The sequence below is a fragment of the Micromonospora alfalfae genome, from assembly GCF_022230925.1.
GTDB classification, from domain to species: domain Bacteria; phylum Actinomycetota; class Actinomycetes; order Mycobacteriales; family Micromonosporaceae; genus Micromonospora; species Micromonospora alfalfae.
This window is the reverse complement of sequence record NZ_JAKKFH010000045.1, coordinates 353,847-380,286: the sequence shown is the minus strand read 5'-3', so window position 1 is coordinate 380,286 and position 26,440 is coordinate 353,847. Positions and strand designations below refer to the sequence as shown.

General features: G+C 73.2%; 20 protein-coding genes, 5 tRNA genes and 1 pseudogene. 16 read left to right on the top strand and 10 right to left on the bottom strand.

What is annotated here, in order from left to right:
* The first annotated feature begins 99 nt into the window (after nt 1-99).
* Both MED01_RS30745 and MED01_RS30740 read left to right on the top strand, forming a co-directional pair.
* Nucleotides 100-1,083 (top strand): Acg family FMN-binding oxidoreductase, encoded by a 984-nt coding sequence (locus MED01_RS30745; protein ID WP_238671948.1) that lies wholly within the window; start codon nt 100-102, stop codon nt 1,081-1,083.
* Between the two features lie 97 nt (nt 1,084-1,180).
* Entirely contained in the window at nt 1,181-2,854 is a 1,674-nt protein-coding gene (locus MED01_RS30740) for a sensor histidine kinase (protein WP_238671984.1), read from the top strand.
* Between the two features lie 16 nt (nt 2,855-2,870).
* On the opposite strand, the gene MED01_RS30735 is transcribed toward MED01_RS30740, so the two are convergent.
* Nucleotides 2,871-3,509 (bottom strand): response regulator, encoded by a 639-nt coding sequence (locus tag MED01_RS30735; protein ID WP_238671947.1) that lies wholly within the window; start codon nt 3,507-3,509, stop codon nt 2,871-2,873.
* Between the two features lie 194 nt (nt 3,510-3,703).
* On the opposite strand from MED01_RS30735, the gene MED01_RS30730 reads away from it, so the two are divergent.
* Entirely contained in the window at nt 3,704-4,678 is a 975-nt protein-coding gene (locus MED01_RS30730; RefSeq protein ID WP_238671946.1) for an Acg family FMN-binding oxidoreductase, read from the top strand.
* Nucleotides 4,679-4,693: 15 nt separating this feature from the next.
* Here MED01_RS30730 and MED01_RS30725 read toward each other — a convergent pair whose 3' ends face one another.
* Nucleotides 4,694-5,686, bottom strand: coding sequence for a Rossmann-fold NAD(P)-binding domain-containing protein (locus MED01_RS30725; protein WP_238671945.1), 993 nt, complete (start codon nt 5,684-5,686; stop codon nt 4,694-4,696).
* A 330-nt stretch (nt 5,687-6,016) separates the two neighbouring features.
* Here MED01_RS30725 and MED01_RS30720 point away from each other — a divergent pair, with 330 nt between their 5' ends.
* From MED01_RS30720 to MED01_RS30700, 5 genes are all read left to right on the top strand, one after another.
* The gene (locus tag MED01_RS30720) at nt 6,017-6,949 is read left to right on the top strand and encodes an ABC transporter ATP-binding protein (protein WP_238671944.1); all 933 of its coding nucleotides are present in this window, start codon (nt 6,017-6,019) and stop codon (nt 6,947-6,949) included.
* Nucleotides 6,946-7,668 (top strand): ABC transporter ATP-binding protein, encoded by a 723-nt coding sequence (locus MED01_RS30715; RefSeq protein WP_238671943.1) that lies wholly within the window; start codon nt 6,946-6,948, stop codon nt 7,666-7,668. The genes MED01_RS30720 and MED01_RS30715 overlap by 4 nt, the downstream gene beginning before the upstream one ends.
* Nucleotides 7,669-7,675: 7 nt before the next feature.
* A complete protein-coding gene (locus tag MED01_RS30710) occupies nt 7,676-10,840 on the top strand; it encodes a permease (protein ID WP_238671942.1) in 3,165 nt (1,054 codons plus the stop codon).
* The gene (locus tag MED01_RS30705) at nt 10,837-13,596 is read left to right on the top strand and encodes an FtsX-like permease family protein (RefSeq protein WP_238671941.1); all 2,760 of its coding nucleotides are present in this window, start codon (nt 10,837-10,839) and stop codon (nt 13,594-13,596) included. Before MED01_RS30710 ends, MED01_RS30705 begins: the two co-directional genes overlap by 4 nt.
* Before the next feature lie 309 nt (nt 13,597-13,905).
* Nucleotides 13,906-14,538, top strand: a complete 633-nt coding sequence (locus MED01_RS30700) for a hypothetical protein (RefSeq protein ID WP_238671940.1) — start codon at nt 13,906-13,908, stop codon at nt 14,536-14,538.
* A gap of 104 nt (nt 14,539-14,642) precedes the next feature.
* Here the strand turns inward: MED01_RS30700 and MED01_RS30695 are convergent.
* A tRNA-Val gene (locus MED01_RS30695) sits at nt 14,643-14,717 on the bottom strand.
* A gap of 48 nt (nt 14,718-14,765) precedes the next feature.
* A tRNA-Gly gene (locus MED01_RS30690) sits at nt 14,766-14,838 on the bottom strand.
* A 147-nt stretch (nt 14,839-14,985) separates the two neighbouring features.
* On the opposite strand from MED01_RS30690, the gene MED01_RS30685 reads away from it, so the two are divergent.
* Nucleotides 14,986-15,228 carry a DUF6458 family protein gene (locus tag MED01_RS30685; RefSeq protein WP_091400768.1) on the top strand — a complete coding sequence of 81 codons (243 nt, stop codon included), beginning with the start codon at nt 14,986-14,988 and terminating at the stop codon, nt 15,226-15,228.
* 118 nt (nt 15,229-15,346) lie between these two features.
* Here MED01_RS30685 and MED01_RS30680 read toward each other — a convergent pair whose 3' ends face one another.
* Both MED01_RS30680 and MED01_RS30675 read right to left on the bottom strand, forming a co-directional pair.
* Entirely contained in the window at nt 15,347-16,303 is a 957-nt protein-coding gene (locus MED01_RS30680; RefSeq protein ID WP_238671939.1) for an NADP-dependent oxidoreductase, read from the bottom strand.
* Nucleotides 16,304-16,351: 48 nt separating this feature from the next.
* Nucleotides 16,352-16,933 carry a TetR/AcrR family transcriptional regulator gene (locus MED01_RS30675; RefSeq protein WP_238671938.1) on the bottom strand — a complete coding sequence of 194 codons (582 nt, stop codon included), beginning with the start codon at nt 16,931-16,933 and terminating at the stop codon, nt 16,352-16,354.
* Between the two features lie 115 nt (nt 16,934-17,048).
* Here MED01_RS30675 and MED01_RS30670 point away from each other — a divergent pair, with 115 nt between their 5' ends.
* Both MED01_RS30670 and MED01_RS30665 read left to right on the top strand, forming a co-directional pair.
* Complete coding sequence (locus MED01_RS30670) at nt 17,049-17,783, top strand: GNAT family N-acetyltransferase (protein ID WP_238671937.1); 735 nt, start codon at nt 17,049-17,051, stop codon at nt 17,781-17,783.
* Between the two features lie 177 nt (nt 17,784-17,960).
* A pseudogene (locus MED01_RS30665) lies at nt 17,961-18,462 on the top strand (winged helix-turn-helix domain-containing protein).
* A gap of 13 nt (nt 18,463-18,475) precedes the next feature.
* On the opposite strand, the gene MED01_RS30660 reads toward MED01_RS30665, so the two are convergent.
* From MED01_RS30660 to MED01_RS30650, 3 genes are all read right to left on the bottom strand, one after another.
* Nucleotides 18,476-18,550, bottom strand: a tRNA-Val gene (locus MED01_RS30660).
* Nucleotides 18,551-18,563: 13 nt separating this feature from the next.
* Nucleotides 18,564-18,634, bottom strand: a tRNA-Cys gene (locus MED01_RS30655).
* Nucleotides 18,635-18,668: 34 nt separating this feature from the next.
* Nucleotides 18,669-18,741, bottom strand: a tRNA-Gly gene (locus MED01_RS30650).
* A 387-nt stretch (nt 18,742-19,128) separates the two neighbouring features.
* Between MED01_RS30650 and MED01_RS30645 the strand changes: the two genes are divergently transcribed.
* The 3 genes from MED01_RS30645 (at nt 19,129) to MED01_RS30635 (ending at nt 23,463) form a co-directional block, all read left to right on the top strand.
* Nucleotides 19,129-19,731, top strand: a complete 603-nt coding sequence (locus MED01_RS30645) for a TetR/AcrR family transcriptional regulator (protein ID WP_238671936.1) — start codon at nt 19,129-19,131, stop codon at nt 19,729-19,731.
* A gap of 79 nt (nt 19,732-19,810) precedes the next feature.
* Nucleotides 19,811-20,392, top strand: coding sequence for a TIGR03086 family metal-binding protein (locus tag MED01_RS30640; RefSeq protein WP_238671935.1), 582 nt, complete (start codon nt 19,811-19,813; stop codon nt 20,390-20,392).
* Nucleotides 20,393-20,532: 140 nt separating this feature from the next.
* Entirely contained in the window at nt 20,533-23,463 is a 2,931-nt protein-coding gene (locus MED01_RS30635; RefSeq protein ID WP_238671934.1) for a M36 family metallopeptidase, read from the top strand.
* Nucleotides 23,464-23,506: 43 nt separating this feature from the next.
* Here the strand turns inward: MED01_RS30635 and MED01_RS30630 are convergent, their stop codons facing one another.
* Nucleotides 23,507-24,400 (bottom strand): hypothetical protein, encoded by an 894-nt coding sequence (locus tag MED01_RS30630; RefSeq protein WP_238671933.1) that lies wholly within the window; start codon nt 24,398-24,400, stop codon nt 23,507-23,509.
* 150 nt (nt 24,401-24,550) lie between these two features.
* Here MED01_RS30630 and MED01_RS30625 point away from each other — a divergent pair, with 150 nt between their 5' ends.
* A complete protein-coding gene (locus MED01_RS30625; protein WP_238671932.1) occupies nt 24,551-25,219 on the top strand; it encodes a class I SAM-dependent methyltransferase in 669 nt (222 codons plus the stop codon).
* Nucleotides 25,220-25,228: 9 nt separating this feature from the next.
* Nucleotides 25,229-26,419, top strand: a complete 1,191-nt coding sequence (locus tag MED01_RS30620) for a cytochrome P450 (RefSeq protein ID WP_238671931.1) — start codon at nt 25,229-25,231, stop codon at nt 26,417-26,419.
* Nucleotides 26,420-26,440 lie beyond the last annotated feature (21 nt).

Here is a 26,440-nt window from a genome sequence, read left to right as displayed (position 1 = left end):
CCTGCGGGGGCACCGCCGAAGGCCACAGGATGAGGCGGCAACCCCGGGCGCGGTGACGCGCCATACGGCACGATGAGCAGAGACGGAAAGGTCGTGACCATGAGTCAGGAAAGTCAGCTGACCACCGCGCTGGCGGAGGCCGCCGCCACCGCAGGCCACGCTCCCTCGGTGCACAACACCCAGCCGTGGCGTTGGCGGGTGCTGCCCGACGCGTTGGAACTGCGCTCGGTCGCCGACCGGCAGCTCGCCGCCAGCGACCCCGAGGGGCGGCTGCTCGCGATCAGTTGCGGCATCGCTCTGCACCACGCCCGACTGGCGCTGGCCGCCGAGGGCTGGCGCGCCGTGGTGGAGCGGCTGCCCGACCCGGACGACAACGAGCTGCTGGCCCGGCTGACCGACCTCAGCCACACCGGGGCCGACCCGGACGCCATGCGCATGGTGCAGTGCATGCAGGTGCGGCACACCGATCGGCGGCCGGTCAGCGACGAGCCGGTTCCGCCCACGGCGATCGAGGAGATCACCCGGGCGGTCAGCGAGGAAGGCTGCCGGTTGCAGATCCTCGACCGTGACCAGGTGCTGGAGCTGGCCGCCACCGCCGGGCACGCCGACCGGGTCGAGGCCGAGGACCCGGAGGTACGTAGCGAGCTGGCGTACTGGACCAGCCGGGCTGGTTCGGGCACCGGCCTGCCGGCCGAGGTGCTGCCCGAGCAGCCCGCGCAGACGACAGTGCCGGGTCGGGACTTCGGGCGTCCCGGCAGCCTGCCGGTGGGTCCGGGCCACGACCGGATGGCGGTGTACGCGATGCTGCACGGCGACGAGGACGAACGGGACAACTGGTTGCGTGCCGGCGAGGCGCTCTCCGCCGGTTGGCTGACCGCCACCCGACTCGGCGTGTCGGTGGTGCCGCTCAGCGCGGTGGTGGAGGTGCCGGGCACCCGGCAGACCCTGCGGCAGCTGCTCTCCGGGATCGGCTTCCCGTACCTCGTGCTGCGGTTGGGCATCGCGGACCCGGCACACTCCGGCCCGCCGCACACGCCGCGGTTGACCACCGCGCAGGTGGTCGACACCTCCGCCGTCAGTTGACGGGTCTGGCGACGAGCGGCACCGGCGCTACCATCCCCCGGTGACCAGCAGCGCGCCGTCGCCCCGTCAGGAACCGTCCCCGACACCGTCGCTCGGGCTGAGCCCGCTGTCCCGGGTCCGTCTCGACGAGCTGTTGCAGGAGATGCTGGTCCGGGTCGGCGAGGTGGTGACCAGCCGGGAGCGCCTGCGGGCCCTGCTCGACGCGGTGGTCGGCATCGGCACCAACCTGGATCTGCGCACCACACTGCAACGCATCGTGCAGGCGGCCTGCGAGTTGGTCGGCGCCCGCTACGGCGCGCTCGGCGTGGTCGGCCCGGACCGGTTGCTGCACGACTTCATCGTCCACGGCGTCACGCCCGAGCAGCATGAGCAGATCGGCGACCTGCCGCACGGGCGCGGCGTGCTCGGCCTGCTCATCGACGATCCCCGGCCGCTGCGGATGCCCGACATCACCCAGCACCCCCGCTCCTTCGGGTTCCCGGCCAACCACCCGCCCATGCACAGCTTCCTGGGCGTGCCGGTCCTCATCCGCGACCAGATCTTCGGCAACCTCTACCTGGCGGAGAAGCAGGGCGGCGCGGAGTTCACAGAGGACGACGAGGAGATCGTCGTCGCGCTCGCCGCCGCCGCCGGTGTGGCCATCGAGAACGCCCGCCTGTACGCCCTGGCGCACCGGCGGGAACGCTGGCTCGCCGCCACCGCCGAGATCACCACGGTGCTGCTGGGCGAGGTACGCCGTACCGACGCGTTGGCGTTGGTCGCCCGCCGCGCCCGCGAGGTCGCCGAGGCCGAGCTGGCGCTGGTGCTGCTCTACGACAGCGACACCGAGCAGTTCTCCGTGGAGGTTGTCGACGGCAACGACGGGCAGGCCCTCGCGCTCGTCGGCGCGGTCCTTCCCGCCGTCGACACCAGCTTCGGCGCGGCGGTCGCCCAGGGCCGGCACGACCAGGTGGACGACCTGGCGCACGCCGCGCCGTGGCCGGCGCTGCTGCACACCGGCCAGGCGATGATCTCACCACTCGCCACCGCGGAGACCCTGCACGGTGTGCTGATCGTGGCGCACCGGCCGGAGCGCGGCGGTGGCGCCAGCGAGGAGGATCTGACGCTGCTGGGCAGCTTCGCCGGGCAGGCCGCGCTGGCGATGGAACGGGCGCGCGGCCAGGAGGAACGGGAGCTGCTGGTGGTCCTTGAGGACCGCGAGCGGATCGCCCGCGACCTGCACGACGTGGTGATCCAACGGCTCTTCGCCACCGGTCTGCAACTCCAGAGCGCCGCACCGATGGCCCGCCCCGAGCTGGCCAAGCGGATCAACGCGGCCGTCGACGACCTGGACGCCACCATCCGGGACATCCGCCGGACGATCTTCGAGCTGCGTACGCCGATGACTTCGGAGCTGCGCACCGAGATCCGTGCGGAGATCGAGGTGGCCGCCGAAGCGCTGGGCTTCAAGCCGCACCTGGACCTGACCGGGCCGGTGGACAGCGCTGTGCCGGACGCCGTCCGCCCGGACCTCACCGCCGTGCTGCGCGAGGCGCTGTCGAACGTGGTCCGCCACGCGCGGTGCACCCGCGTCGACGTCGTCGTACGCGTCGACGCCGGCCAGGTCACCGTGGCAGTCACCGACAACGGGGTGGGCTGCGACCCGGCCGCCGCCCGGGGTGGCCTTGTCAACCTGCGCGAACGCGCCAGCCGCCTCGACGGCACCTTCACGATCGCCCCGGCCGAGCCGCAGGGCACCGAGGTGCGCTGGGCCGTGCCGCTGCGCGACTGACCCCCGCGACCCTGGGTCAGGGCGTCTTGCCGAGCAGACGCGTGGCCAGAACGGCGGCCTGCGTGCGGCGCTCCAGGCCGAGTTTGGCCAGCACGCTGGAGACGTAGTTCTTCACCGTCTTCTCGGCCAGGAACATCCGCCCGGCGATCTCCCGGTTGGTCAGCCCCTCGGCCACGTACTCCAGGATCCGCCGTTCCTGCTCGGTGAGTGACCTCAGCTCGCGCGGCTGCTCGACGCCGTTGCGGACGCGCTCCAGCACCCGGGCGGTGATCGCCGGGTCGAGCAGCGACTGCCCGGCCGCGACGCGGCGCACCGCGTCGACCAGGTCGGTGCCGCGGATCTGCTTGAGCACGTACCCGGCGGCACCCGCCATGATCGCTGCGAACAGCGCCTCGTCGTCCTCGTAGGAGGTGAGGATCAGTCCCTTGATGGACGAGTCGACGGCGCGGACGTCACGGCACACGTCGATGCCGTTGCCGTCGGGCAGCCGTGCGTCGAGGATCGCCACGTCGGGCCGCAACGCCGGGATGCGGCGGGCCGCCTCCTGCGCCGAGCCGGACTCGCCGACCACCTCGATGTCGCCGCTGCTCTGCAACAGGTCGGCCAGGCCACGGCGGACGACCTCATGGTCGTCGAGGAGGAACACACGGATCATCTCTCGTTTCTACCCGCTGACCCTGGCCCACCGCACGGGCCGAAGGTCCCGATCGGCACGCGGCGAGCGGGCGCTCGGACCCGACCGGTCGGGACGTCCGGCCCTGCTCGGCGACGACGCAACGATGGACCGTGAAGGTATGCCAGCCAGCGCGGCACCACCCGCCGCCGGCCCAGCGGGAGAGGAGCACCGACATGGACATCGGCTACACCGCAGCCCAGTTGCGGACCGCCGCCGTGGACGCGGTCCGGGCACCGTCGTTGCACAACACCCAGCCGTGGCGGCTCCGGCTGCGCGACGGCGGCATCGAGGTGCTGGCCGACCCCACCCGCCGGCTGCCGGCGACCGACCCGAGCGGGTGGGGTCTGCGGATCGCCTGCGGGGCCGCGTTGTTCAACCTGCGGATCGCCCTGGCCGTGGCCGGTGTCCCGGCCCGGGCGCGGCTGCGCCCCGACCCGGCCGAGCCGGACCTGCTGGCCCGGCTGGTGCCGGACCTTCCACGCCGGCCCACCCCCGCCGAGCAGAGCCTGTACGCGGCCATCCCACGCCGGTTCAGCAACCGCCTGCCGTTCTGGCCGGACCCGGTGCCGGCCGACGCCCGGTGGCGCCTCGGCGAGGCCGCCCGTGCCGAGCAGTGCTGGTTGGAGCTGTTGATCGGGGTGAGCGCGGTCTCCGCGTTCGGGGAGATCGCGCGCAGCGCGCACCGGGTGCTGGAGCGCGACCCCGCGTACCGGGCCGAACGGGAACGGTGGCTGCGCCGGGGGTCCACCCCGGACGGCGTGCCCGCCTCGGCCGGAGGTCCGCGGGGCGAACCGCAGGACGTCCTCCCGGCGCGCGGCTACGGTGGGCGCGACCGCGCCCCCGGGCGGGACTTCGAACCGGAACCCCTGGTGGGGGTGCTGGGCTCGGCGGGCAACACCGCAGTGGACCAGGTGATCGCCGGGCAGGCCCTGCAACGCCTGCTGCTCACCGCCACCGACGCCGGACTCAGCGTGTCGATGCTCTCCCAGCCGATCGAGGTGCCCACGGCGCGGGAGCAACTGCGGCTGTCCCTGGGCCGGTTCGGCACGCCGCAGATGGTGCTGCGGATCGGGTACGGTCAGCCGGGTCGACCGACCCCCCGACGTGGCGTCGACGAGGTGCTGGACCTGCCGGTGGTGCCCGCCTGACCCGCCGGGGCACTGTCAGGCGGCGAGCACGGCGGCCTCCACTGCCGGGTCCAGCCCGATCGAGCTGCGTCGCTGCCGCCCGGCGCGCGGCGGAACCGTACCAACCTCCCGCAGCCAGCGCCAGGTGTCGCCGACTGTCTCGGCCACCGGCCGGCAGGTCAACCCGGCCGCGAGGGCCCGGGTCACGTCCTGCTCCAGCAACCCCCGGTACGGGTGCCCGCGCGGCAGCCAGATCGGCAGGTCGCTCCACGGCTGCACCCCGGCGGCGAGGATCGACGCCGGATCGGTCCAGCGCAGCCTGGCGTCCGCGCCGACTGCGGCCACGCACGCGTCGAGCAGCTCGCCCATCGTGGTCTGTGCCGGAGGACCGACCGCGTTGAACGTGCCGCCCACCTTCCGGGCGCCCGCGTCCAGCATCCACCCCGCCAGGTCGCGGACGTCGACGTACTGCACGGGCAGGTCGGCCGGCGCGGGGGCGAGCACGTCCCCACCCCGCTCGATGCGCCGTAGCCACCAGGGCAGCCGGCCGATGTCCTCGCCCGGACCCAGGATCAGGCCGGCCCGGGCGACCAACGCACGCTGACCGAAGACCTCCCGCAGGGCGCGCTCGGCACCTGCCTTGAGCTGCGGGTAGTCGCCGTCGACGGAACCCGCGTCGGCGGCCACCACCGGGGAGTCCTCCTGCAACCCCGCCACGGCATGGTCGGTGTAGACCGAGCCGCTGGACACGTACACGTAGTGACCGACCGCGTCGACCAGGGCGCGGGCGGCGTCCCCGGCGGCCCGCGGCGCGCCGTCCCAGGTGTCCACCGCGACGTCCCACTCACCGCCGGCCAGCGCGCCCAGGCCGTCCGGCGCGGTGCGGTCACCCCGCAACCGGTGTACGCCGGGCGGCACGCTGCCGTGCAGCCCTCGGTTGAACACCGTCACCGACCAGCCGCGGCGCACCGCCTCGGTGACAGTGGCCCCGCCCACGAAGCCCGTACCGCCCAGCACCAGCAGTCTCATGCGCTCCACTGTGCCGGCACCGACCGGCGGAGGGCGCCGGTGTTCACCGGCAGCGGATCTGCCCGTGGCAGAACCGGACGGTGGGCAGGAGGGTGCTTGCGTTCACGCTCGCCAGCGACGCCCGTCCAGAATGCAGGAAAGCCGCCCGGGGCATGGTCAACGACGCCGCCGATTGCGAAACTGCTTCAATCTGCGTCAGCACGGGCAATCGAGGCGCTTGACACATTTGGTGACCACGCGTGCCGATCAGGTGACAACACGTGCCCGATCGACAGGCCCGACGCTACCCCAGGCTGGCGCGACGTCGGCACGACCCGAACGGAGAAGGGCATGTCCGGCACACCGCTGTCCCTGCCGCAGCCATCCGCGCGGGCACCCGAGTTCGGCCGGGACGCGCTCATCGTCTGCGAGAACCTGGTGCGGATCTACCAGACCGGTTCGATCGAGGTGCAGGCACTTCAGGGCCTGGACCTGGCCGTGGAGAGCGGTGAGCTGGTCGCCGTCGTCGGTGCCTCCGGGTCGGGCAAGTCGACACTGCTCTCCATCCTGGCCGGCATCGACGCCCCCACCGCCGGGCGGGTCCGGGTCGACAGGTGGAATCTGCTGACGATGTCCCGCGCGGACCGGGTGGCCTACCGGCGGCACACCGTCGGGTTCGTACGGCAGCAGACCGCGAGCAACCTGATCCCCTACCTGACCGCGCGGGAGATGGTGGACCTGCCGATGACGGCTGCCCGTACCGCGAAGCAGGAACGCCGGGAGCGCGCCGCCGAACTGCTGGACAGCCTCGGTGTCGCCGGCTGCGCCGACCGCCGCCCCGGGCAACTCTCCGGCGGGCAGCAGATGCGGGTCGCGATCGCTGTGGCGCTGGCCAACCAGCCGCAGGTCCTGCTCGCCGACGAGCCGACCGGCGAGCTGGACGCCGCCACGTCCGCCGAGGTCTTCGGCGTGCTGCGGGACGTCAACCGGCGCTACGGCGTGACGGTGGTGGTGGTGACCCACGATCCGGAGGTCAGCGGCCAGGTCGAACGGACCATCGCGATCCGGGATGGGCGTACCAGCAGCGAGGTGCTGCGCCGCAGCACCACCGACGCGGAGGGCGACACGCACATGATCGCCGAGGAGTACGCGGTGATGGACCGGGCCGGGCGGGTCCAGGTGCCCCGCGAGTTCCGCCAGGCGCTGGCGCTGACCCGACGGGTCCGGCTGGCCCTGGAACCCGACCACATCACGATCCACCCCGACTCGGGAAGCGGCGAATGAGCAGCGAGCCGATGCTGAGCGTGCGCGGCGTACACCGGCGCTTCCGCACCGGGCCGACAGTCGTACACGCACTGAACGGCGTGTCGTTCGACGTGGCCGCCGGATCGATGGTGGCGCTCGTCGGCCGGTCCGGCTCGGGCAAGACCACCCTGCTCAACGTCATCGGCGGCCTGGACCGCCCGGACGCCGGCACCGTGCACGTCGACGGCACCGACGTCACCGCCCTCGACGAGGACGGCCTGTCCCGGCTGCGACGCGAGAAGGTGTCGTACGTCTTCCAGAGCTTCGGGTTGATCCCGGTGCTGTCGGCCGCGGAGAACGTCGCCGCCCCGCTGCGGATGGCCCGCGTCGCCCCGACCGAGCGCGAGCGGCGGGTCGAGTTGCTGCTGGAGCTGATCGGTCTGGCCGACCACGCCCGGCAGCGCCCGGCAGAGTTGTCCGGCGGCCAGCAGCAGCGGGTGGCGATCGCCCGCGCGTTGGCCGCCTCGCCCCAGCTTCTGCTCGCCGACGAGCCCACCGGGCAACTGGACGCCGAGACCGGCCTGTCGGTGATGGCCCTGCTGCGCGGCATAGTGGAATCCGAGGGCGTCACCGTACTGGTGTCGACGCACGACGCGGTGATGATGGCCCTGGCCGACCGGGTGATCCGCATCCACGACGGACACCTCGACGAACAGGCTGCCGGGCAACCGTACGCGCCCGCGCCGGACGCCCGGTGACGCGACGATGAGGCTGGTCAGCCGGCGCGCCCGCGCGCAGTGGCCGTTGCTGGCGGCCCTCCTCGGGGTCGTCACGATCGGCGCGACAGTGCTGGGTACCTGCACCCTGTTGGTCACCCGCACCGCCGAGCGCGCGCTGGAGGTCGCCGTGGCCCGCGCCGCCCCGTCCGCCGTCGACGTGACCGTCTACACCGGCACCGTCGAGGGCCGGGACACGCCGTCCGTCGCCGCCGACACCCGCACGGTGGTGGCCTCCACCCTCGCACCGTTCCCGGTGACAACAACCGCGCGGGCGTCGACGGTGCTGCGGGCGCTGCCGCCCGGGCTCGCCACCGGCACCACAGTCCCGGCCCAGGCGTACCTGTCGGGGCTGGACGACCTGCCGGCCCGCAGCGAGCTGGTCACCGGACGGTGGCCACAGCACCCCGGCGACGCGGTGCTGCTGGAGTCCACGGCACAACTGCTCGGCCTCACCCCCGGTCGCCGGGTGCGCCTCGGTGCCGAACTGGCTCACGCGCCCGTCCCACCCATCGACGTGCTCGTCGTCGGTGTCGTACGCCCGCTGCCGGCGCGTGGCTGGGACCGCGACCCGCTGGCCACGGCCGGCTCCGCCGCCGGCTACCGGGACGGCCGCTTCATGCAGCCGGTCAACGCCTACGGCCCGTTCCTCGTCGACCTGGCCGACCTGGTCACCACCGGTGCCACCGTCGACCGGATGGAGGTCACCGCCCATCCGGACCTGTCCCACAGCAACCGCCACGACCTGGAGACAGTGGTTGAGGCCGTCGACGGTGTCGACCGCCGGCTGGCCGGCACCCTCGGCGACCGCGTTCAACTCGCCCGTGTCGCCTCCGAACTGCCGGCGACCCTGCGGTCCGCCGACGACCAACGGCACGTCACCGCCGCCGCTGTGCTCGCCATCGCCGTCCTCGGCGGTGTCCTGGCCGCGACGGCACTCGTCCTCGCCGGCCGGCTGACCACTGGCATACGCGCCGACGAGACCGCCCTGCGGTCGGCCCTGGGCGCCAGCCGTCGCCAACTCGCCGCCACCGCGACGGTCGAGGCCGGGTTCGTCGCCGCCGTCGCCGCCGCGCTCGCGATACCGGCCTCGTCGGCCCTGCACGCCGGCCTGACCCACCTGCCGCCGCTGGACGGCGCCGGCCTGACCGTCCGGCCGGCCGTCGTCGGCGCCCAGGTCCTCGCTGTGGTCGGCGGTGCGCTGGTGCTCGCCGCTGTCCTCATCGTCCTGGCGATCCGGCCCGTCCCGGCAGCCAGCGACCAGCGCACCCGCCGCGAACTGCTGGCCCGATCCGGTGCCGACCTGATGCTCGCGGTCTTCGCCGCCGCCGGATGGTGGCAGCTGTACGCGCAGCCCACCGACGCCAGCCCACGCGCCGACGCGGTCCGGATGCTCGCGCCGGCGCTGCTGCTCACCGCGGGTGCCGCCCTGGCACTCCGGGTGGTACTACCGGCCCTGCGCGGCGCCGACCGGTTGGCGTACCGCGCCCGCGGGCTGGCGTTTCCGCTGGCGGTCGCCGAGGCCGCCCGCCGGCCACAGGCGGTCGCCGCCGGGCTGCTCGTCGGGCTGGCCTGCGCGGCCGGGACCTTCGGCCTCGCCTTCGACGACACGTGGCACCAGTCGCAGCGCGACCAGGCCGCGCTCGCCGTCGGCACCGACCTGGCACTCACCCTCAGCACGGCGCCGGTGGCCGGCGACGGCGCGGTCCTCAGCGCGGCCACCGCGGGTGCGGTGAGTCCGGCCCTCGACCGTGGCACCGCCGTCGGTCAGTGGCTCGGCAGCGCCGGTGACGCGCCGCGCCTGGTCGCCGTCGACACCACCCGCGCCGACGCGCTGCTGCGGGGGCGGCTGGACAACGACCGCGGATGGGCCGACGTGGGTGCCACGCTGGCACCACCCACCCGGGTCAACGGCCTCGCCGTTCCGGCTGGCGCCCCGCTCGTACTGAGCGGGACCGCCGCCGGTGACACTCCGCCCGTCGTGACGCCCCGGCTGATGCTGCAGGACGCCACCGGCCTACGCACGGCCTGCACCGGTCCCGCCGTACCGCTCGACGGCAGGGAGTTTCGGCTGCCCGCCTGCGCGACGGCTGACGGGCTGCGTCTCGTCGCTGTCGCCCTGCCGGTCACCGCCGACGCGGGCGGCGGACCTGTCGCCGTAGCCGTCACACTCACAGTTCCCCCCGCCGGGCCGGCGGAGGATCCCACCGACGGATCGGATTGGACAGCCACCTCCGCGCCGCCGATCCCGAGCAGGCTGAGGGACCCGACCGTCATGGTGTCCGCCACCCCGACGGGAACCACGTTGCGGATGGCCGCGACCGTCGACCTCGGCGGCGTCGAGGACGCCGCCCGGACCCTCGTCGCCACCGCCTTCCCGGACCCCGGCCCGGTGCCCGTCGCCGTGTCCGCCCGCTTCGCCAGCGAGGTCGGTGTCGAGAGCGGCAGCCAGCTCAGCGTCACTGTCGGCATCACGCCCGTCCCGGTCGTCGTCACCGAGGTCGTGCCGGCCGTCCCGTCCGCCCCCGGCGCCGTCGCCGTCCTGGCCGACCTGGACACGCTGTCCCGCGCACGTGCCGTCACCGGCGACCTGACGTTCCCGGTCGACGCCTGGTGGGTCGGCCACCCGGCCGGCCCCGGTGCCGCCGAGCGGGCCACCGCCCTGCACCTGGGCGCCGTCGCGACCCGCGAGGCGGAGACCGCCCGCCTCATCGGCGGCCCGTTGCTCGCAGGGCTGCCGGCCGCGCTGCGCCTCATCGTCCCGGCCGCAGCCCTGCTGCTGCTGGCCGGCGTCGTCCTGCACGTCACCTGTGATCTCCAGGCCCGCGCCGTCGAGGTGACGCGGCTGCGCGGCCTGGGGATGTCCCGACGCGGCATCCGGGCCGTGCTGCTCGGCCAGCACGCCGGGGTCCTGCTGCCGGTGCTCGCGGCGGGCGCGGCCGTCGGCGCGCTCGCCACCCGCGTCGTCGCTCCCCTGCTCGTGCGCTCCGAAACCGGCGCCGCGCCCGTCCCGGCCACCCAGGCACACTGGCCGTGGCCAGCCGAGGCCGCACTGCTCGCCGTACTGCTGGCCGGATGCATGCTGGCGGTCGCCGTCGTGGTCACCGTCCAGGTCCGTCGGGCCGACGCCACGCACCTGCGGGTGGCGCCGTGAAGCGGTGGCTGACCCGTCGGTGGCCGACGCCGCACTGGCCCAGTATCCGCGGCCGTGGCCGTGCCGACGTCGGACCGCTGCTGCTCACCGCCGCCGTCATCGCGGCCGTCGCGCTGCTCGCCGGAGCAGCGCCGGCGCTGCTCCGCGCCGCCGCCGACGACGCCGTGCGGGACACGGTCCGCCGCGCCGGCCAGGACTCGAACGTCCTCGTCCACGCCAACTGGGAACGCGACGACGGACCGACCGGCGGGCGGGTCCGCATGCCCCACCTCGCCGATGACCTCGGCGACTTCCGCGACCGGGCGACATCGGCCCTCGGGCCCGACCTGGACGCCGCGCTGCTCCCGCCAGTCACCGCTGTCAACGGCCCGATCCTCACCATCACCGACGGCAACGCGCCGCGTACCTTCCAGTTCACCTACCTGGCCGGTGACCTCGACGGCCCGGACGTGACCTGGATCGCCGGCAGCCCGCCCGGTCCCACCGTCTCCGACGAGTACGTCGAGGTCCCCTACGGCGGACCGCCCTGGCCGGTGCAGGTCGGCCTCTCCGAGGCGGACGCCGCCGCACTCGATCTCGGCCCCGGCGATCGAATCCCGGTGAAGGACGGCCAGGGTCGCGACAAGGACGTCCGGATCAGCGGGATCTACCGACCCACTGACAGCGCCGACCCTGCCTGGCGGCTCGCCGCGGCGCTCCTGCGCCCCGTGCCCGGCGCCGACGGCCCGGGGACCACCCGGTTCGCCGGCCTGCTGTCGCGCGAGTCGTTACCGGACGCCCGGCTCGCCGTCGACGAGGACCAACTGCGACGCACCGTCCACTTCGCACCCGTTCCCGACGCGCTCACCTGGGACGCCGCAGCGGCGCTCGCCGCCCAGGTGGTCAAGCTCAAGGCGACCTCGGGCTCATCGAGCGACCGCGACCAGTCCCTGAAGTGGGAATCGCAGCTCGACACCGCCCTGCGCGACGCCCGTACCCGGAACAGCGCCGCTTCCACACAGGCCGCCGTCCTGCTCGCCGGGGTCCTGACCGCCACGGTGCTGGTCCTGCTGCTCGCCGCCAACCTGCTGGCCCGCCGCCGTACCCCGGTGCTGAGTGTCGCCCGGCAGCGTGGGGCGGCGCTACCCGACCTCGGCGCGGAACTGATCATCGAGTCCACTGTGGTGTCGGTGTCGGCCGCCGCCGTCGGGCTCGCGCTCGCGCGCGCGGCCGCTCCGGGCGTCTCCTGGACCTGGGCGGTTCCCGTGGTCCTGGCCGGGGCCCTCGCCGGCCCGGCGTTCGGCACCCTCGCCGCCGCCCGCGCCAGCCGTGACCGACGCCAACCCGCCAACCGGGCCGCTCGGCGCTGGATCCGGGCCACCGGTCAGTTGCGCCGCACCGCGGTGGAGGCGGCTGTCCTGATCGCCGCGGTGGCCGCCTTCGTCACACTGCACCAGCGCGGGCTCCTGCCCGTCGACTCCGACGGTGACAGCGGTGAGCTGACCGGCGACCTCATCCTGCCGATCAGCGCCCTCGCTCTGGGCGCGCTCGTCGGCGCGCTCGTCCTGCTCCGGCTACTGCCCCTCGGGGCGCGGTTCGCGCTCCGAGAGGCCCTGCGCTCGCGCCGCCCGCTGGCCGTGTTCAGTGCCGCCCAGGCGGCCACAACGGCCGGGCGTGCGCTGCCGCTGCTGGTTCTGGTCAGCACCACGGCGCTCGCGTCGTTCGCGCTCATCCTCGGCGCCACCGTCACCCGGGGCCTGACCGACGGCGCGTGGAGCACCGTCGGCGCCGACGCCCGCCTCGACGTCGGCGCCGACGCCGAGGCCGCCACGCCCGCACTCGCCGAGCGCATCGCCGCCGCACCGGGGGTGGGGCAGGTCGTCGTCGCGCAGGTGACCAACTCGGCACGCGTCTTCAGCGAATCGACGCTGCTCACCCCACGCCTGGTCGTCGTGGACACTGCGGCGTTCCAGCGCCTGCTGGCCACCACTCCGCTGCCCGACGCGCCGGCGTTGGCCCGGCTCAGGGCACCCGGTCCTGGCCCCGGGGAGGTCCCAGCGCTGGTCCGTTCGAGTGACGGCGATCTGCGGACCGGCACGCGGCTGCAGCTACCCCGGGACGGGGCCCCGGCGATCCGGCTCGCCGCCGTCGGTGCCGCTCCCTCGGTCGGCGGCGCCACCGACGTCGTCATCGTGGACGCCGCGGCCCTCGCCGACGCCGGGCTGCCCGCCGTTCCGAACACCGTCTGGGTGACCGGCCCCGGCGCGGGCCGGGCCGTGTCGAACACCGGAGTCGCCTCCGACGTCGTGCTGCGGGCGGACGTCCTGCGGGCGCAGCGGGTGGCTCCGCTGACGGCAGGGCTGGTACGGCTGGCGTGGACGGCCGCCGCGGTGCTGCTGGCGCTGGGGTTGCTCGGCCTCATGCTCGCCGCCGCCGCCGGCGCCTCGCAGCGGTGGCAGACCCTGACCCGACTGCGGACCCTGGGCCTGCGGCCACGCGACGCCCGCTGGGTCGCCGCCGGAGAGCTGCTGCCGCCGGTGGTCGTCACCGCGGTGTGCGGCCCGCTGCTCGGGGCCCTGCTCGCGCGCCTGACGCTCGGCCCGCTCGACCTGTGGCTGCTCACCGGTCAGGCCGCCGATCCGACGGCGGTCCTGCCGTGGTGGCTGCTGGGCCTGGTGAGCGTGGCGCTGCTGGCGACGGCCGCCGCTGTCGTACCTGTGGAGTCGGCGCTGCGGCGACGCGACCGGCTGAGCGAGGTACTCCGCGCCGGCGAGTGACCGACTATAAAACCGAGGGCTGCCCACAGATCCCGGAGCATTCGCCCGAGCGGCTGGCTCGTCGGTGGTCACCGGCTCGGTGCAGTGAGGGGCAGCGGTGGGCTTCCACTTTTATGGCAGGCTGCGGTGGTGATCATTAGCTCGCGCAAGGTTGTCCGCATCACCGCAGCAGTGCTCGTCGCGACGCTATGTGGTGCCTGCGGAACAGGTCGCCGAGACGCCGTAGCGGAACCTCCACAAGAGGCGACACCGTCCGCGTCGGCGGCACCACAGCATGAGAATCGAGCCTCGACGCCGGATGGATCCGTCGTGCTGCCATGGGTCGCAGCGGTCGTCGCTCGCGACGACACCTCGATCACCGTGGCCACCGGCATAGACAGTGCAAACTGCGGAGAGCCCACGCGTTCCCCCGAGGCGACGATCACCCATCAGGACGAAACCCAGGTGGTCATTTCGGTGACCACGAGCACTGTGCGAGCAGAGGAAGAAGCCTGCGCCACCACCGGTGACGCTGCGCCCGCTTTCGTGTCGCTGCAGAAACCCCTCGGTGACAGAGTTCTGCGCGACGCCACCACCACCCGGCCGCATCCGACCTACTTTCAGCGGGATGTGCCGGACGTCCTTGCAGACAAGCGGTGGGATCCTTCCGGAGGACACCTGCGGCCCGACGAACGCTGGTTTCAGAGCTTTCGCGACCCTGGCGGCACAACGCTGCTCCTCGACGCGCAGCCCACAACCAGGGTGCACCGGCCCGCCACTGTCGCCACGGTCCCAATCCGCTCACAGCAAGGCATCATCACTACCTACGGCGCACCAGGCTCTTGGACGGTCTGGTGGGAGCTCGGGCAGGTCACCTACTCCCTGTCGCTTGTACCGCCCGACAGCCACGGCTTCACCCTGAAACAGTTCAAGCAACAACTCGCCGGGCTTAGCTGGAGTTGAGCCCCGTTTCTGGGCCCACCTCAGCGAGCTCGCTCGCCTGAGGTGGGTTGGTCACCCAGCAATAGCAAGAGGCCACATCCATCGATCGGATGTGGCCGCTGAGCTGGTGGGCGATACTGGGTTTGAACCAGTGACCTCTTCCGTGTCAGGGAAGCGCGCTCCCACTGCGCCAATCGCCCGTGGCGGCCGCCGAACCCGGCAGCCAAGCCCCAATGGGGCGGATCGCGAGCGGACGACGGGATTCGAACCCGCGACCCTCACCTTGGCAAGGTGATGCGCTACCAGCTGCGCTACGTCCGCACGTCCCCGGCAAGCGCCGGCGACAGGTGAACTCTACCCGATGCCAAGATCGCTTGGCACGGCACCCTGGCCGGTCACGGTTGCGCTGGTCCCGGCCGGGGTACTGAAGGGCTCGACAGCGCACCACACCCCCTTAAGGAGGCTGTCGTGGGTATCGGCACCAGCATCTTCCTGATCGCGCTCGGCGCGATCCTCACCTTCGCACTGGACGCGAGCGTCGGCGGCATCAACCTCGACGTGGTCGGTTGGATCCTGATGGGCGCCGGCGTGCTCGGCCTGATCATGACCACGCTGATCTGGGGTCGCCGCCGCCAGGTCGTCACCACCACCGAGCAGCCGGTGGAGTATCGCCAGGTCGAGGAGCGGCGGGACATCGCACCGCCGCTGTGAACCAGCCAGCTCCACCGCTGGCGGAGCCGCCAGACCACAGTGATTGCGGGCCGGCCACCTTCGGCGAAGGTGGCCGGCCCGTCGCACCGGCGACCCCGCGCCGCAGCGGACGCCGGGATCAGAACTCGATGACCAACCGGCCGCGCACCCCTCCCGCTTCCAGGAGCTGATGCGCGCGGGCCGCCTCCTGCGGCGGGAACCGGCCGGCGACCCGCAGGGTCAGCGCCCCCTCCTCGGCGAGTCGCCGAAGCAGGTCGAGCTTGTCGGGGCGCCCGTCGTACTCGTGCACGTACGCGGACACCATGTCGATCCTGCGCTGGTCGGCCTGCGCCCGAAGCACCGGATCGGGCCCGCCGCGCAGTAGCGCCACGACGCCCCCGTCGCGTACCGCGGGCAGCAACGCGCCGCCGAGCAACGCGGCGTCGACAGCGGCGTCCACCCCGTCCGGGGCATGCTCCTGGAAACGGTCGGCGACATCTGGACCTCGGGTGACCGTCACGTCGGCCCCGAGCGCGGCGACCAGTTCGGTGTCACTCGGCGACGCGTCGGCCAACACCCGGTGACCGGCGGCCTTGGCGAGCTGGACCGCGTACCCGCCGACGGCACCGGCCGCGCCGGTCACCGCGAGGGTGCTGCCGGGTGGCAGCCGCAACTGGTCCAGGGCGTGCAGTGCCGTCAACCCGTTCAACGGCAGAGTGGCCGCCTCGGCGGGTGACACGCCCGCCGGAGCGGGCACCACCCAGGCCTCCGGGAGCACCACCCACTCGGCGTACCCGCCGCCGGCCGCCCGGGTCGGGTTGATCATGGCCATCACCGGGTCACCCGGGGCGAGCGCGCCACTGGTGTCGGAGCCCACCTCATCGATGGTGCCGGCGATGTCCTGGCCGGGCAGCAGCGGATCGCTGCCGCGCAGTCGCACCGGCGTCATACCGGCCCGGATCAGGGTGTCCGCGGGGTTGACCGCCGCGGCGCGTACGCGGATGCGAACCTCGCCCGGGCCGGCGTGCGGCGTCGGAAGCTCGACCACCCGCAGCACCTCGGGCCCGCCGTAGCGCAGCAGTCCGACCGCTCTCATGCTCGACTCCTCATTTCGGGCGCCCCGGCCGCCGACCGTGTCCGGTGTTCAGTTCAGGCAGGTGAGCGCGACCTCTGCGTAACGCGTCAGCGCCGCCCGATCCGGGTTGATGGCACCCATCACCCGCAGGCCCTGAAGGCTGGTGACCAGGAAGCCGGCCAGGTCGGTGGCGCTGCGGTCGGTGGTGATCTGACCCCGCAACTGCGCCTCGGCGAGCAGGTCGTAGAGCGCCAACTCCAGGGACTGGGTGGTCGAGCGAAGCCGCTCGGCGACCCGCACATCCTGGTGCGCCCGTTCCATCGACGCCCCGACGATCAGGCAGGAGAGGTACCGGCCGTCGCCGGTGATGTCGTCCACGGCGCCGATGAACACCTCACGGATGACCGCCCGCGGATCGTTGCCCGAGCGCAGCAGATCGACCATCGGTGTGGCGTAGCGCTGCCGGTACAGGTCGAGCACCGCCAGGTAGAGGCCGTCCTTGCTGCCGAACGCCGCGTAGATCGAGCCGCTGCCCAGGCCGGTCGCCTCGGAGAGGTCCCGCATGGAGGTGCCCTCGTAGCCCTTTCTCCGGAACACGTCCATGGCAGCGTCGACAGCGGCGTCGAGGTCGAACTCACGGGTGCGGGCCATGGCTGAACGCTACCCGCTATCTGGAACGATCGACAAAGTACCGCCGGTCACAGCGGCCGATCCGAGCCGTTTCCGCTGGCCGAGAGCGTGCGACCCCCGCGTTACGATCCAGATCATGAAGCCTCTCGACGCGGTGCTGGCCGCGCACCGGGCGTATCTGCTCGGTTGGAACATCGGTGTCGCCGGGGGGCCGGACCTCCCGACCTACCGCAGTAACGTGCCGCACGCACCCCTCAACGGCGTGCTGCGGGTGGTCGGGCGCACAGCGCAGGACGCGCTCGCCGAGGCCCGCGAGCGCCTGCACGGCGTACCCCGGGTCTGGTGGGTTGGCCCGGACAGCGACGCCGGCACCGCCGACGGTCTGGTCGCCCTCGGAGCGGTGCAGGTCGCCCGCATGCCGATCATGACCGTGGGGATCGGGGCGGTGGCCGAGGTGCCGATTCCGGCCGGTGTGCGGATCGCCGAGACCACCGACCTCGCCACGTTCGTGCCGGCGTATGCCCGGGTGTCCGGAATCCCGGCGGACGGTGTGGCGGCGACGATCGAACGGGAGAAGGCGTTCAGCGGCGACGGCACTGTGCTCCGGCTGGCCGGCCGCCTTGATGACGGCCGGGTGGTCGCGACGGCCGTCGCCTGGATCAGCCGCGGTCTGGTCACCCTCTACTTCGTCGCCACCCAGCCCGAGCAGCGCCGCAGGGGCGTCGGCGCGGCAATGACCAGGGCGGCGCTGGATCTGGCCGCCGAGCGGGGTGCCCGCACCGCCGCCCTCACCTCGTCGGCCGTCGGTGAGTCGGTCTACCGCGGCCTCGGCTTCCGGCCGGTGGGCGAGTTCCGCCTGTTGACCTTCTGAGAGCGGGCGCGCGTCCCGGCGAGCCGCAGTGGATCACGGGTGGCCGCCCCGGCGGAAACCATTGACTACGGGGTTCAGACAGCGTTGTCTTTTACTGGCGCCTGGGGAGGTACGACAGTGATCGACGATGTGTCCCTCGTGTTCTGCGTGACCGCCGACGTGTCGGTGCGCGAGCGGATGGTGCGGCGCCTGGACGGACTCGGCACCCTGGTGATCTGCACCGACCTCGCGGAATTGCAGGCGATGATCGGCGGGCCGGTCATCAGCGGGCCGACGCGGCCGCCCACCGCCACCACCGCGTCCGCCCCCGCTCCAGCCGTTGGCGTGGCCGGCCAGATCAACCTCGGTGAGCTCACCATCGACCCGCTCGACCATCGGGTGACGTGGCGCGGCGAACCTCTGGCCCTGACCCGGCTGGAGCGCAACCTGCTCACCCAACTCGCCACCGCACCGGTCGGAGTCTGGACGTACCAGCGGCTCTTCGAATCGGTCTGGGGCTGCGCGTTCCTCGGCGACACGTCGATCCTGCACTCGGCCGTGAAGCGGTTACGTCGCAAGCTGGACGCCGTCGACGACACCCTGCGCGTGCACACGGTGCGGGGCATCGGCTACCGGCTCAGCGTCGACTGACGACAGTGGCGCCACAAGCGAAACGGCTCGCCACCGGGTCTTCCGGTGACGAGCCGTTCTCGTGGTGGGCGATACTGGGTTTGAACCAGTGACCTCTTCCGTGTCAAGGAAGCGCGCTCCCACTGCGCCAATCGCCCGTGCTTGTTGCCGAGGTGGGGACGGGATTTGAACCCGCGTACACGGCTTTGCAGGCCGTTGCCTCGCCTCTCGGCCACCCCACCGAGGTTGCCCCCGTCATGCGTGGCGGCAGCTCCGAGCGGACGACGGGATTCGAACCCGCGACCCTCACCTTGGCAAGGTGATGCGCTACCAGCTGCGCTACGTCCGCACGCCCCCGGACGTTCCCGGGTGACGGATGAGAACTTTAGCCGAGTAGGTGTTTGACTGCCAACTCGGGGTCGACTCGGCGCGTCAGGGGTGGCCGGGGCTGGACCGGAGCCACAATCGGCAGGCTTCCTAGGTGGCTGATCTGGTGCCTGATTCGCGCATCGCCCATCACCCTCCGACATCACTACGCAATGATCGTCATCATCGCGTCGCAAGCCCGACCATCGACGTCCGCACGCCCCGACAGCGCGCAGCGGACCTCGACGAACGCCCTCCATGGAACGATCGACGACACCCGGAAGAAGTGTCCGGCTTCCGACTGTCACCGCGCGGATCGGCGCGCGGTGGTAACTGTTCGTGTTCAGTCGGATGGGCTACGGTAACGGTCGTGACGAGACGTGCGGCCGAGATCCGCCTGGATGCCCTGCTGCGCACCGCCTGCGACGTGATCGTGGAGCGCGGTCTGGCCAACACCCGGACGGCGGACGTGGCGAATGCCGCGGGCGTGAGTCAGGCGTTGGTGTTCTACCACTTCGCCACCAAGGAGCGGCTGCTCGCGCAGGCCTTCGCGTACGCGGTCGAGCAGGATCTGGCCCGCCTGGACGCCGTGACCCGCTCCTCGGCCGCACCGCTGACCAAGCTCCGCCGGATCCTCAAGCTCTACACCCCGGCCGGGCGGGCGACCTCCTGGTCCATGTGGATCGACGGCTGGTCCGAGTCGCTGCGTACCCCCGAACTGGAGAAGGTCTCCCGGCGGCTCGACCTGCGCTGGCGACAGGACCTGGCCGCGGTGATCACCGCCGGGGTGGCCGACGGCACCTTCCAGTGCGCCGACGCCGACGGGGCCGCCTGGCGGATCAGCGCGGTGATGGACGGCCTCGCCGTCCAACTCGCCGTGCACGACCGGGTGATCTCCCGCCGCCAGTTCGGCGAGTGGGTCCGGCTGGTCACCTCCCGAGAGCTCGGCCTGGACCCGACCGACCTGGACTGAGCGGGGCCAGCACCGATCCCCCGCACCGGGCCGGGCAAAACGGACACAGCCCGCCCCGTCGACCGGAACAATCGGCAGCATGGACCTCCTGGAGGCGTACCGCCGAAGCCTGGCCGAGTTCATCGACCGGGTGGATCAGATCGAGCCCGGCCAGTGGTCCGACCCGACACCCTGCTCGGACTGGGACGTCCGCACGCTCGTCAACCACGTGGTGAGCGAGGACCGGTGGAGCGTTCCGCTGCTCGCCGGCCGGACCATCGACGAGGTCGGCGACCGGCTCGACGGTGACCAACTCGGCGCCGACCCGATCGCGACGGCCCGGGAGGCCGCCGCGCAGGCCGAGGTCGCCGCCACCCACCCCGGCACCATCGATCGCACAGTGCACCTCTCCAGCGGCGACACCCCGGCCACCGAGTACCTCCAGCAACTCCTCGCCGAGCACCTCGTGCACGGCTGGGACGTGGCGGTGGCGATCGGCGCACAGCCACGGCTCGACCCGGACGCGGTGCACGCCGCCGCCCACTGGTTCGCCGGCCAGATCGACGCCTACCGGCGCAACAATCTGGTCCACACCGGCGTACAGGTGCCCGACGACGCCGACGAGCAGGACCACCTGCTGGCCGCGTTCGGCCGCGACCCCGACTGGGCGCCGGGCGCCTGACCAGATCTCGATCTGTTGGTGCGACAGCGGCTCGGGACCTTGCCGTGACCTCGGGAGACTGATATCCACAGATGCGCATGCGTCACCGCGCATCTGTGGCCGGCGACACGCCGGCCATCCCGCTCCCACGAGGAGGTCCCGTGCCACAACCGGAGTGGTCACCCCCGATGAGCCGGCGTCGACGCCGGCTCATCGCCATCCTGGCGACGACGGCGACGGTCGCCGCGCTGCTCCCCACCGGCGCGAGCACCGCGGCCCCCACCGGCGGCGCGACGTCCGCCGAGCGCCGGTCCGGGCCGTTCGCCGAGGGACACACGCCCGCCGATGCCGACAACCGCACCGGTACGGCGGCACCCGACGCCCGCCAACGCGGCCTCGCCCGCGCCGTCGACCCCGACGTCCGGTGGAACCGGCTCGGCACCCCGCAGGCGCTCGGCCCCGGCCGCAGCCCGCTGGCCAGCGGGCTGCCCGCCGACCCGGAGGCTGCCGCCCGCGCCTATCTGACCGCCAACCACGACCTGTTCGGCATGGACGCCGCCACGGTGGCCAGCATGGAACGGGTGCTGGTCCGACCGATCGGCAGCGGCACAGTGGTCACCCTCCGGCAACGCTTCGGCGACCTCCCCGCCGGGCCGGACGGCCTCGTCACCCTCGCGGTCACCGACGGCGCGGTGCTCTCGGTCAGCTCCTCGCTGGCCCGCAACACCGGCACGCCAGCGCCGGCCACCCGCACCGCCGAGCAGGCGTACGCCGCCGCGCTCGCCGACGCCAAACTGACCGCCGACGCGGTGGCCAGCCACACCATCCGGTCGGTGGCGGTGCCCACCCCGCTGGACGGGCCACGGGCCGCCTACGAGGTGACCATGATCGGCGCGGACACCGAGCACCCTGCCGCGTTCACCAGCTACGTGGACGGCAGCACCGGGCAGGTGCTGGTCCGCGAGGACCTCGTCGACTTCGACTCCGACAACCCGAGCTGGGCGGTCTTCCCGGCCACCCCGCCCCGCGACCTCGGCCCCGGGCAGGACCCCCGGGTGCGCTGGTGCGGCGACCCGGCCCCCGGCTGCCAGGCGGCCTTCCGCGACCCGGCCACCGGCCAACAGTGGGACGTCGACGCGGCCACCGGCACACCAACCTTCACCTCGCGCGGCAACTCGGCCAACACCGTGTTGTCCTGGGGTGCGAACACCCCGGTCGTGCCGGCCCCCACCAGCCCCGAACGCCGCTACGAGTACCAGTTCACCGACCAGTGGCACCAGGCGAAGTGCAACCCGGGGGTGTTCACCTCCGCACAGCGCAACGACGCGGACGCGTCGATCGCCAACCTCTTCGCCATGCACAACCGGATGCACGACTGGTCGTACCAGCTGGGCTTCACCGAGTCGGCGTGGAACCTCCAGGCGGTCAACCTCACCCCGTCCGGCCTGGGCGGTGACGCCGAGCAGGGGCGTGCCCAGCAGGGCGCGTTGTCAGGCAACCGGAACAACGCCAACCAGGGCACCCCGCGCGACGGGTTGCCGCCGACCACCAACATGTACCTCTGGCAGCCGCAGGCCGGCGGGCCGTACCCGCCGTGCGTGGACGGCGACTACGACATGACGGTGATCGGTCACGAGTACACCCACGCGATCACCAACCGGATGATCGCCGGCCCGGACAGCGGGATCAGCGGCCACCAGGGCGGGTCGATGGGTGAGTCCTGGGGCGACCTGCTCGCCGCCGAGTACCTCTTCCAGCACGGGCTGCGCGCGCCCGGCGAAACGCCCTTCATCACCGGCGGCTACGTCACCGGCAACCTGGTCAGCGGCATTCGCAACTACGACCTGAGCCGCAGCCCGCTCAACTACTCCGACATCGGCTACAACACGGCCGGCCCGGCCGTGCACGCCGACGGGGAGATCTGGGGCGCCACCAACTTCCGGGTCCGCTCCGCCCTGGTGAAGCGGTACGGCCTCGGCACCCCGCAACGGCAGCTCGACTGCGCACTGGGCACTGTCGCGGCAGACAAGTGCCCGGGTAACCGGCGGTGGTCGCAGCTGGTCTTCGACTCGTTCCTGTTGCAGGCCGCCAGCCAGGTCAGCATGCTCGACATGCGGGACAACATGCTCACCGCCGACCTGCTCCGCTTCGGCGGCGCGAACCAGGACCTGATCTGGGCCGAGTTCGCCCGCTCCGGGATGGGCCGGGACGCGGCCACCAACGGTGCCGGCGACACCGACCCGACGCCGAGTTTCGCCTCGCCGCGCGGCGGCAACGCGACGCTCACCCTGCGCCCACGGGGAGACAGCGCCGACGCGCCGATCCGGGTGTACGTGGGGGCGTACGAGGCGCGGGCCGTGCCGGTGGCCGACACCGACCCGGCGACGCCGATCCCGGACACCGTGGAGATGGTGGCCGGCACGTACGACCTGCTCGCCGTGGCCCCCGGGTTCGGGCACCAGCGGCTCAGCGTGGTGGCCAAGGCCGGCCAGGACGGGTACGTCGACCTGCGGATGAGCCGCAACCTCGCCTCCGCCGCGTCCGGCGCCACCATCAGCGGTGACGGGGTCAACCTGGACCAGGTCGTCGACGACACCGAGGCGACGAACTGGGCGTCGGTGGACGGGGTCGCCGGCCGGCAGCTCACAGTGGCGCTGCCGGGCGACGCCCCGCAGACGGTCAAGCGGGTGAACGTCAGCGCGATGCTGCGCCCGGCGATCACCGGCGACGCCGACACCGGCGCGCAGAACGCGCTCACCGCGCTGCGTTCGTTCGCGGTGTCCGCCTGCAACGCGACGACCACCGACTGCGCCGATCCGACGCGTTGGCAGCGCATCTACACCAGCGCCGGGGACGCGTTCCCCGGCGGGGCGTACCGGGCGTACAGCCGCGACATCAACCTCCGGACGTTCGCGGTACCCACCACCCTCGCCACCCACCTGCGCCTCGAGGTGCTGGCGAGCCAGTGCACCGGCGGCCCGCACTACGCGGGCGAGCAGGACGACGACCCGGCCACCACCACGGACTGCGCGACCGCCAGCCCGGCCCGGAGCCAGGTCAGGATCGCCGAGTTCCAGGCGTTCTCGAAGTGACGCAGTGGGGCCGGCGGATGTCCGCCGGCCCCACTGCCCTCGATCAGCGGTGCGCTCGACGCCAGGGATCCGCGACGGCCGGGCGTTCCCAACGTCGGTCCACCGGGGGGTCGTCGCCCTCGTCGGCGTCCCCGGCCGTGGCCCGGGTCAGCTGCCGCAGCCGCAGCAGCAGCCCCACCCCGAGGAAGAGCAGCAGCCCGCCGAGCAGGAAGGCGACCTGCACCACGCCGAACGCGCTGGACTGCGACACCGGGCGGTCGGCCGACGGTGGTACGGCGTCGGCCGGGTAGTCGGCGGCCGGCTCCTCCGTTGTCGCACTCTCGTCGTCGGTCGGCTCGCTCGCGGATTCGGTGGGCTCCGGCGGGCTCTTCGTCGGCTTCGGCTTGCTGGTCGGGTCGCCGCCCACCCCCACCACCGAGCGGGTGGCGGTCTGCCGGGCCAGCAGGCGCAGGTTGGCGTCGTACGCCTCGGCCGCGAGGGTGACCCGCCCCTGGGTGACGTCCTCGTCGAAGGCCACCCGGTAGCGGGCCGTGACGGTGCGGCCCGGGCAGAGCGTGCCCGGGTCGAGCTGCCGGTCGGTCAACCGGGCCACGTCACCCTCGGTGCGGATCTCCAGCGGAAAGTCGCCGGTCTCCTCCACCCGGTCCATCTTCACCTGGTCGAGCCGGAGGCCCCCCTGCACGCTGAGCACCATCGACCAGCGCACCTTCGCGCACCTGGCGCGCCGGTCCGTCTGGGAGACCACAGCGGAGATCGTCCGCACCTGCTCACCGGCGGTGAACCGTCCCGGCAGGCCGCTCATCTCGGTGGTGAAGGCCGCCTGTGCCGGGGCGGCCACCGCCAGCTCCACCCCACTCAGACAGGCCAGCACCACCCCTGCCCTCAGCGCATACCGCCACACCGTCACCACCGCCGTCCTCCGTTCGGTCGCCTCCACCCCGCAACGCTAGAAGCGGGGGACCGCACCGACCAGACGGGTGTGTTCGCACCGGACGGCAAGGACGGGGTGGGTTTTCACCGACCGTGGTGAACCGGTCACCACTCCCCCGCGACACGCCGGGAGTCGGGCCGCTGGGAGAATCACGCCGTGTCCGAGCTCTCCAGCACGTTCGTCCGGCTGCACGCCCGGTTGGCCCCGGTCGCCTTCGTTCCCGAGGTGCGGCTGCACCAGGCTGACGAGCCGATCGGCCTGTGGGAGCTGACCGAGGGCGAGTTCTCCACCGACCGGCCGCCGCCGTTCTGGGCGTTCGCCTGGGCCGGCGGGCAGGCCCTCGCCCGCTACGTGACCGACCGCCCGGAGCTGGTCGCCGGCCGGCGGGTGCTCGACCTCGCCTCCGGCTCCGGCCTGGTGGCCATCGCCGCCGCCCGCGCCGGCGCGGCGTCCGTGCGGGCCGTCGAGGTGGACGAGTTGGCGGTGGCGGCGGTCGCGCTCAACGCCGAGGCCAACGGGGTACGCGTCGACGCCGAGTTCGGCGACATCCTCGACGGCGACGCCGGGGATGCCGAGGTGGTGCTCGCCGGAGACGTCTTCTACAGCGAGGCGATGGCCCGCCGCGTCCTGCGGTTCCTGCTGCGCGCCGCCCGGGCGGGCGCGCCGGCGCTGGTCGGTGACCCCGGCCGGGCGTTCCTGCCCCGGGACCGCTTCGACGAGGTGGCCGAATACGACGTGCCGGTGCCGGAGGCGCTGGAGAGTGTGCGGGTGAAGCGCACCACCGTCTGGCGGCTGCGGGCCGGGCTGCCGGGGGCCTCCGGCTAGCGTGTCCGGGTGCTGTTCCGCAGCTGGGCGCAGGTGGCCGACCCCGCATGGCCGGACGTGGCCCGGGTGCCGGACCACGTCGGCGGCACCCACCTGGTCGTGACCCGGCACGCGCTGGTCCGCCAGGTCCTCGCCGACCCGGTCACCTACCGGCCGGACAACGCGCTGGACGCGGTGACGCCGATGCCGGTGACCGCGCTGCGGGTGCTCGCCGGGCACCGGTTCCGGCTGCCGCCGACCCTGGCGAACAACTCGGGCGTCAGCCATCCGCAGATCCGGGCGATAGTCGCGGAGGCGTTGCACCCCGCCCGGGTGGCCGCGCAGCGGCAGTGGCTCACCTCGCTGGTCCGGGAGCGGGTCGCCCGGATCGACGCCGCGCTCGACGCCGGCGAGCCAGTCGACCTGTACGCGGACCTCGCCGCCGACCTGCCGCTGCTGGTGCTGGCCCGGCTGGTCGAGCTGCCGGACGCGCCGGTCGGCGCGGTCAAGGAGTTCGCCCGCGCCGCGCTGGAGCTGTTCTGGGCACCACTGGACTCCGACCGGCAGGTGGCGCTCGCCACCGAGGTAGGCCGGTTCCACCGCGTACTGCGTGACTTCGCGGCCGTCGGGGGCGGTCTGGCCGGGGAGCTACGCGCGGCCGGGCACCCGCCGGACGTGGTGGTCGGCGCGCTCTTCTTCCTGTTGGTCGCCGGGCAGGAGACCACCTCGCAGTTCCTCACACTGCTACTGCACCGGTTGGCCAACGAGCCCGTCGTCCGGGCCGGCCTGCGCAGCGGCGAGGTCGCGGTGGCCGACGTGGTCGAGGAGGGGCTGCGGCTCGAACCACCGATCGTCACCTGGCGGCGGGTGGCGACGACGGAGAGCACGCTGGGCGGCACGCAGGTGCCGGCGGGCAGCAGCCTCGTGCTGTGGCTGGGCCGCGCCGGTCGGGACCCGGCGGTGGTGGAGTCGCCCGACGAGTTCCGTCCGGGCCAGCGTGGATCACGCCGACACCTGGCGTTCGGGGCGGGCGCGCACCGTTGCGTCGGCGACGTGCTGGCCCGGATGGAGGCGGCAGTGGTGGTGGCCGAGGCCGCGCCGCTGCTGGACGGGGTGGCGGTGCTCCGTCCGCCCTGGTGCCCGGACAATCTCACCTTCCGGATGCCGGACGCGTTCGTGGTCCGCCGCCTCCCCGAGGCCACCGGGCTGACCGGATCCTGACATCCGCTCGGTATGTTTCCG